Origin of the sequence: Yoonia sp. (genome assembly GCF_036007805.1) — a bacterium.
In the GTDB taxonomy this organism is placed as follows: domain Bacteria; phylum Pseudomonadota; class Alphaproteobacteria; order Rhodobacterales; family Rhodobacteraceae; genus Yoonia.
Map to the genome: position 1 here is coordinate 1 of NZ_DASYOK010000390.1, position 7,203 is coordinate 7,203.

At 59.1% G+C, this 7,203-nt stretch carries 6 protein-coding genes; all 6 read left to right on the top strand.

Annotated features, from left to right (window positions below):
• The first annotated feature begins 205 nt into the window (after positions 1 to 205).
• Positions 206 to 1,315 (top strand): LPS export ABC transporter permease LptF, encoded by a 1,110-nt coding sequence (lptF, locus tag VGP75_RS20545; RefSeq protein ID WP_414727828.1) that lies wholly within the window; start codon positions 206 to 208, stop codon positions 1,313 to 1,315.
• Positions 1,312 to 2,406, top strand: a complete 1,095-nt coding sequence (lptG, locus tag VGP75_RS20550; protein ID WP_327545419.1) for an LPS export ABC transporter permease LptG — start codon at positions 1,312 to 1,314, stop codon at positions 2,404 to 2,406. The genes lptF and lptG overlap by 4 nt, the downstream gene beginning before the upstream one ends.
• A complete protein-coding gene (lptD, locus tag VGP75_RS20555) occupies positions 2,406 to 4,490 on the top strand; it encodes an LPS-assembly protein LptD (protein WP_327545420.1) in 2,085 nt (694 codons plus the stop codon). Before lptG ends, lptD begins: the two co-directional genes overlap by 1 nt.
• A gap of 20 nt (positions 4,491 to 4,510) precedes the next feature.
• A complete protein-coding gene (locus tag VGP75_RS20560; RefSeq protein ID WP_327545421.1) occupies positions 4,511 to 5,731 on the top strand; it encodes a peptidylprolyl isomerase in 1,221 nt (406 codons plus the stop codon).
• A complete protein-coding gene (pdxA, locus tag VGP75_RS20565; protein ID WP_327545422.1) occupies positions 5,731 to 6,687 on the top strand; it encodes a 4-hydroxythreonine-4-phosphate dehydrogenase PdxA in 957 nt (318 codons plus the stop codon). The genes VGP75_RS20560 and pdxA overlap by 1 nt, the downstream gene beginning before the upstream one ends.
• Positions 6,674 to 7,203, top strand: a 530-nt coding sequence (locus VGP75_RS20570) for a ribosomal RNA small subunit methyltransferase A (RefSeq protein ID WP_327545423.1), incomplete at its 3' end; no start/stop codon positions are given. The genes pdxA and VGP75_RS20570, both read left to right, overlap by 14 nt.

A 7,203-nucleotide genomic window follows, 5' to 3' on the forward strand; every position in this document is an offset into this window, starting at 1 on the left:
TCAAGATCAACGTCTTTGAATTGGATTTCAGCGGGTGTGGTCATGGTCTCTCCGATCTGTGTGCATGTATTGGTGGCAATAGGTAGCCCGCGACCACCCCTTTGACCAGATAGCTGTTCAAACCGGCGCGCGCTTGGGCTAGTTTGGCCCCAATAAAACGACAGGCATCAAAAAGGACACAGCATTGGGGCGATTCGACAGATATATGTTGTCGCAACTGATGGTGCTGTTTGGCTTTTTCAGCCTTGTGCTGGTGTTGATCTACTGGATCAACCGCGCTGTATCCCTTTTTGACCAATTGATCGCGGACGGGCAGTCTGCCGCGGTTTTCCTTGAATTCACTGCGCTATCGTTACCCTCGGTTATGCGGTTGGCGCTCCCCTTAGCGGCCTTTGCCTCAGCGGTCTATGTAACCAACCGCATGTCGACCGAAGCCGAGCTAACCGTGGTACAGGCAACCGGATACTCGCCCTACCGCCTTGCACGTCCTGTTGCATATTTCGGGGTGATTGTGGCTCTGATGATGTCGGTGCTGATGCATTTTCTTGTCCCGCTAAGCAGCGCGCGCTTGGCCGAACGCGAGGTCGAGATCGCACAAAACATCACAGCGCGGTTTTTGACTGCAGGCCGCTTTCTTGAACCCGTTACCGGCGTGACATTCTATATCCGCGAGATCACACCCGAAGGGGAATTACGCGATGTATTTCTGTCAGACACGCGTAATCAGGATGAAGGCGTGACATACACCGCGGCACAAGCGTTTCTGGTCCGGCAGGATGGGGTCACCCAGTTGGTGATGATCGACGGCATGGTCCAGATTCTCAGGACAGCCGACGCACGCCTGTTCCGCACTTCATTTGACGATTTCGCATTCAACATCAGCAACTTGATAAGCGAACCGACGACAAGAGGGCGGCGCGAGAATGTAATACCAACATGGGAACTGCTTTATCCCACCCAAGCCCTACAGGATGAAACGAACCGGTCAGCCGCCCAGCTTCTGGCGACAGCACACGACCGTTTCAGCCAGTCCATTCTGGGCGCCGTTGCCGCGCTGCTTGGATTTTCAGCACTGATGGTGGGGGGCTATAGCCGCTTCGGGGTGTGGAAGCAGATCATTTTCGCAATTGTCCTGATTATCATCGTCAAGGCAGTTGAAACGTCAGGTCTGCGCACAGCGCGCAATGATCCGGACCTCTGGTTTGTGGCCTACCTGCAATGCGTTGTGGGGTTTGTGATGATCTGGTGTCTGCTCTTTTGGGCCAGCCGGCCATATCTTTTCAAACGCCGGATCCCAGAGGGCAGCGCACCATGATCCTGCACCGCTATTTCGCACGCCGTTTCCTGGTCACACTCATGGGTGTGGGCGGGGTTTTCTTTATGATTACGCTTTTTTCCGAGCTGGTCGAGCAATTGCGCCGTTTCGGAAGTGCCGACGCCTCTTTCTCCGATGTGCTGATCCTGAGCCTGCTCAACATCCCCGACGCGCTTTATACGATTATGCCGTTGATCGTCATTCTTGCGACCGTGGCGCTGTTTCTCGGCCTTGCGCGCTCCTCCGAGATGGTGGTGACGCGGGCGGCGGGGCGTTCGGCACTCAAAGCATTGCTCGCCCCTTTGGCCGTCGCCTTTATGGCGGGCGTGCTGGCTGTTGCGATTTTGAACCCCATCGTCGCGGGCACCTCGAAAGAATACGAGGTGCGCAGCGACGCTTTGCGCGGCACAAGTTCGGTGCTTTCGATCGGGTCGTCGGGTCTTTGGTTGCGTCAGGGGGATGAAGCGGGCCAGACCGTGATCCGCGCCCAAAGCGCAAATCTGGATGGCACGCGGTTGAGCGATGTCACCTTTCTGACCTTTACGCCCGACGGAGAACCGAACCAGCGGATCAGTGCACAGGCCGCGGAATTGGTGGCGGGCGCATGGGTCTTGCAAGACGCCAAGTCATGGACCCTGTCCGAAGACACAACGCCCGAAGCGACAGCACAGACTGTGGACGAACTCAGCCTGCCCTCCACGCTGACCCCTGATCAGATCCGCGACAGCTTTGGCACGCCATCTTCGATCTCGATCTGGGACCTGCCCGCGTTCATTGACCGTTTGCAAACCGCCGGCTTTTCGGCACAGCGCCATCTGATGTGGTTCCACAAGGAACTGGCGCAACCTTTGTTTCTGGTCGCGATGGTGATGATCGGGGCCAGTTTCACCTTGCGCCATCAGCGCGGCGGGCGCACCGGCCTGATGGTCATGTTCGCGATCCTGCTGGCCTTTGTGATCTATTTCATCCGCAACTTTGCGCAGGTGCTTGGCGAAAACGGCCAGTTGCCGGTGTTGCTTGCGGCATGGGCCCCGCCCTTTGTCGCAATCGGGATATCCATGGGTTTCCTGTTGCATAACGAGGACGGCTAATGCACGTTGTCCTGCTTTTGTTGCTGCTTTGCCTGCCTTATTCGCTGCATGCGCAGGGGGCTGCGACACTTGTCGCGGATCGTGTTGTGCTGACGGAAGACGAACAACTGATTGCAACGGGCAATGTTGAAGTGCTCTATGACGGCAGCCGGCTGACCGCCAGCGAGATTGTTTTTGATCGCGAAAGCGACAGGTTGCAGATTGTCGGACCGATCATCGTTCAGGCGGCAGACGGTACCGTCTTTACCGCAGACCGCGCCACGCTTGACCCCCGCCTTGAGAACGGGATCCTGCAAGGCGCGCGCATCGTACTTGAACAGCAGTTGCAAGTGGCTTCGAACCAGATCGACCGCCGCGACGGACGCTATTCGCAACTCTACAAGACCACGGCCACCTCTTGCCGCGTCTGCGGCACGCAGGCCCCGCTATGGGAAATCCGCGCCGAGCAGGTGATCCACGATTCAGAAGAACGGCAACTCTATTTCCGCAACGCAACATTGCGCGTGCGCGGAATTCCGGTTCTGTGGTTGCCGCGCATGCGCCTGCCCGACCCGTCGCTTGACCGGGCCAACGGCCTGCTGATCCCCGAACAGCGCAACACCACACAACTGGGCTTCGGGATCAAGCTGCCCTATTTCATCACACTTGGTGATCATCGCGACCTGACGCTGACGCCCTATGTCTCACCGGAAACAACCACGCTTGAACTGCGCTATCGGCAGGCCTTTGCCAATGGAAACCTGACCGTCGAGGGTGCGATCAGCGACGACACTTTGCTGCCCGAAGCGCGGTCTTATCTTTTCGCCGAAGGCCGGTTCGATCTTGCGAATGCCTATCAACTGAACTTTGATATCGAAACCGCCAGTGACCCTGCCTATCTTCTGGATTACGGGTATTCGGACAAAGATCGTCTCGACAGCGCCCTTCAGTTGCTGCGGGTGACGGACGCTGCACTTTTCAATGCACGATTAACGAATTACGAATCGCTACGCGATGAGGAAAACGACGCATCCTTGCCCCCGATCATCGCAGATCTGAGTTACGAAACGCGCTATGAACCCACCTTTGGCGGTGTCTTGCGCTATGGCGCAAGCCTTGATGCGGCCTACCGATATAGCACAACCGACGGTGACGCCGGACGCGATGTCGGCCGCATGGGGGCGACAGGCGCATGGTCCGACAGTTGGGTTCTGCCGTATGGATTTGTCGCAGATACGCAAACCGCATTCCGCGCAGATGTCTATTTCGTCAGCGATGACGACGCATTCGATGACGCAGACTTGCGCCTCGCGCCCAGTATCGGGGCGACATTGCGCTGGCCCCTTGGGCGCGTTGGCACAGCGGGTGCCACCCATCTTCTGGAACCTGTCGTCAGCCTGAGTTGGGCCGAAACCTATGGCGGCACACCTCCCAACGAAGACAGCCTGCGCACCGAACTTGACCGTGCCAATCTTTTTGCGCTGTCACGCTATGCGGGCGATGACCGCATCGAAACAGGTCTGCAAACAGCGGCCGGTCTGACATGGACGCGGCTGGGTCCACGGGGGGTTAACTCGGTTCTCAGCTTTGGGCGGGTGTTTCGCCAAGAAGAACAGGATGGGTTCACCAGGACATCCGGCCTCGACGGGCGCAATTCCGACTGGCTGCTTGCGGGCCAGTTCACAGCCCCCGGCGGTTTCCTCTTTGATACGCGCAGCCTATGGAACGGCCTGCAGGACCTGACAGTTATCGACAGCCGCATCGCATGGCAAAACGACCGCGTATCGCTGGGTGCGAACTATGTCTGGCTGGGCCCGGACCCAGCGGAAGACCGCTTCGAGACAAGTTCGGAATGGACGGTGGATGCAGGCTTTGTCATCAATGAATCATGGGCAATCGACGTGGATGCGCGCTATGATCTTGCAGAAGACCGGCCGGTACGTGCAGGCGCAACCCTGCAATGGAGAAACGAATGTGTGACCGTCGACGTTTCGGCCTCGCGCCGCTTTACGTCTTCCACTACGGTTGAACCGACAACAACTTTCGGGATAAGCGGCTCTATCGGAAGCTTTTCCACGGGGCGGGCGACAGGATGCGGAAACTGAAACGAATGACGAGTTTTGAGATGCTTAAAAGTCGGGTTATGGCGGCAGTGGCTGCGGTCTTTATCGGGACATGTGTTGGCACAACTGCGGTCGCACAAGGCCAATTGACACCTGTGATTACGGTGAATGACCGCGTCATCACGCAATATGAGTTAACACAGCGCATCCGCCTGCTCGAGTTGTTTCGCACCCCGGGTGACCTGAATCAGGCCGCGCGCAATGCACTGATCGAGGATCGTCTGAAACAACAGGAAATGGCGCGTTTCGGTGTGACCATCACCGAAGAGACACTGCAACAGGAATTGGAAGCTTTCGCCGAACGGGCGAACATGACCCTTCCACAATTTACGCAAGTTCTTGCGCAGAACGGCGTTGATGTCAGTACGCTGAGCACCTTTGTCGAAATCGGCGTGCTTTGGCGCGATTTTGTGCGCGCGCGCTTCAGCCGTCAGGTGACAATCACCGATAGCGACGTGGAACGCGCCATTTCGCAACGCGGCAACGCCCGCTCGCAACTCGAAGTGCTGCTCTCGGAAATCATCATCGCGGCCCCCCCCGACCGCGCTGCACGGGCACGACAGGCGGCTGATCAGATCTCGCGGATGCGCTCTTTTGCAGAGTTTGAAGCCGCAGCGCGACAGGTCTCGGCCCTGCCCTCGCGCGAAGATGGTGGACGGCTGGGATGGCTGCCCATTGACAATTATCCACCGCAGATCCGCACCATTATCCTTGCGCTTGAACCGGGCGAAGTGACCGAACCGATCGAGATCCCCAACGGTATCGCGCTGTTCCAATTGCGTGGCACGCGCGAGGCCCTGCGCCCCGCACAGGCCCCCGTTAGCCTTGAATACGCCGCCTACTATATTCCCGGCGGCAAATCAGACGCCGGCCTGCGTCAGGCGGCAGCAGTCAGCGATCAGGTCGACACCTGCGATGATCTTTACGGCGTGGCGCGCAACCAACCTGTTGAGGTGCTCGACCGGTTGACAGTTGCGCCCTCTGCGATTCCTGAAGAAATCGCGCTGGAACTGGCCCGTCTTGATCCGGGTGAAGTGTCTTACAACCTGACGCGCGACAATGGTGAAACGCTCGTATTCCTGATGCTTTGCGCGCGCAACGCGGCAGGCGCCGACACACTTGATCCCTCCGTCGTGCGGCAGCAAATCCTGAGCCAGCGCCTGACAGCACTGGCCGATGCATTGCTTGAAGACCTGCGGGCCTCTGCCGTTATCCGCCCCTGATGCAACCGATCGCCATCAGTTGCGGCGAACCGGCAGGGATCGGCCCCGAGATTGCAGTTACGGCTTGGCAGGCGCTCCGAAACGAAGTGCCGCTGTTGTGGATCGGTGATCCGGCGCACCTGCCTGCAGGCACCGATGTGCACCGCGCGACTGATCCCAGCGATATCCACCCGTTCAAGATGACGGTGCTCGCCCGCGATTTCGGCAGCCCTGCGACCCCCGGCAAACCTGACCCGCGCCATGCCAGCGGTGTGATTGCGGCGATCGCAGATGCAGTGGCGCTGGTACAGGCCGGTGCCGCCCGCGCGCTCTGTACCGCACCCATCCATAAGGCCGCACTGATCGACGGTGCCGGTTTCGCCTACCCCGGGCATACCGAATACCTCGCGGCCCTCGCGGGGACCGATCAGGTGGTGATGATGCTGGCCTGTGATGCGCTCCGCGTCGTGCCGACCACCATTCATATCCCGCTCTCTGACGTGCCAACAGCACTGACAGCCAGCCTTCTGACCGATACCCTTCTAATTACCCATGCCGCACTGCGCCGTGATTTCGGCATCACCAAGCCGCGCATCGCCGTGGCGGGTTTGAACCCGCATGCGGGCGAAGATGGAAAAATGGGCCATGAAGAGCAAGACATGATCACCCCCGTGCTAAATGCATTACGCGCCCAAGGCATGGATATCAGCGGGCCGATGTCTGCCGACACGATGTTCCACGCAGGCGCGCGTGCGCGCTATGACGTGGCGGTCTGCATGTACCATGATCAGGCTCTGATCCCAATCAAGACGCTGGATTTTTCCGGCGGTGTGAACGTGACGCTGGGCCTGCCTTTCATCCGCACGTCGCCCGACCACGGCACAGCCTTTGACATCGCAGGCAAAGGGATCGCCGACGCCACCTCGATGATCGCGGCCATCCGCATGGCCGCAACAATGGCCGATGCCCGTGATTGATAACCTGCCCCCCCTGCGCGACGTCATCGCCACGCATGAACTGGCCGCGAAAAAGTCGCTCGGCCAGAACTTTCTGCTCGATCTGAACCTGACGGCCAAGATTGCGCGGCTGGCCGGTGATCTCACTGGCGCTGACGTGCTCGAAATCGGCCCCGGTCCAGGTGGCCTCACGCGGGGTCTCTTGGCCGAAGGTGCGCGCCGCGTGCTGGCGATTGAAAAGGACCCCCGCTGCATGCCCGCCTTGGCCGAAATTGCCGCGGCCTATCCGGACAGATTGCAGACCATCAACGGCGATGCACTTAACGTCAATCCGTTAGAACACCTCACGCAACCCATCAAGATCGCCGCAAACCTGCCCTATAACGTCGGCACGGAACTTCTGGTGCGCTGGCTGACACCACCGGAATGGCCCCCCTTCTGGGACAGCCTGACACTGATGTTCCAACGCGAAGTGGCGCAAAGGATCGTCGCGACACCGGGCAGCAAAGCCTACGGGCGTCTGGCGCTACTGGCGCA

Coding starts and splice junctions, on each gene's coding strand:
- lptD (WP_327545420.1), top strand. CDS start 2,406: ATGCACGTTGTCCTGCTTTTGTTGCTGCTTTGCCTGCCTTATTCGCTG.
- lptG (WP_327545419.1), top strand. CDS start 1,312: ATGATCCTGCACCGCTATTTCGCACGCCGTTTCCTGGTCACACTCATG.
- VGP75_RS20560 (WP_327545421.1), top strand. CDS start 4,511: ATGCTTAAAAGTCGGGTTATGGCGGCAGTGGCTGCGGTCTTTATCGGG.
- pdxA (WP_327545422.1), top strand. CDS start 5,731: ATGCAACCGATCGCCATCAGTTGCGGCGAACCGGCAGGGATCGGCCCC.
- lptF (WP_414727828.1), top strand. CDS start 206: ATGTTGTCGCAACTGATGGTGCTGTTTGGCTTTTTCAGCCTTGTGCTG.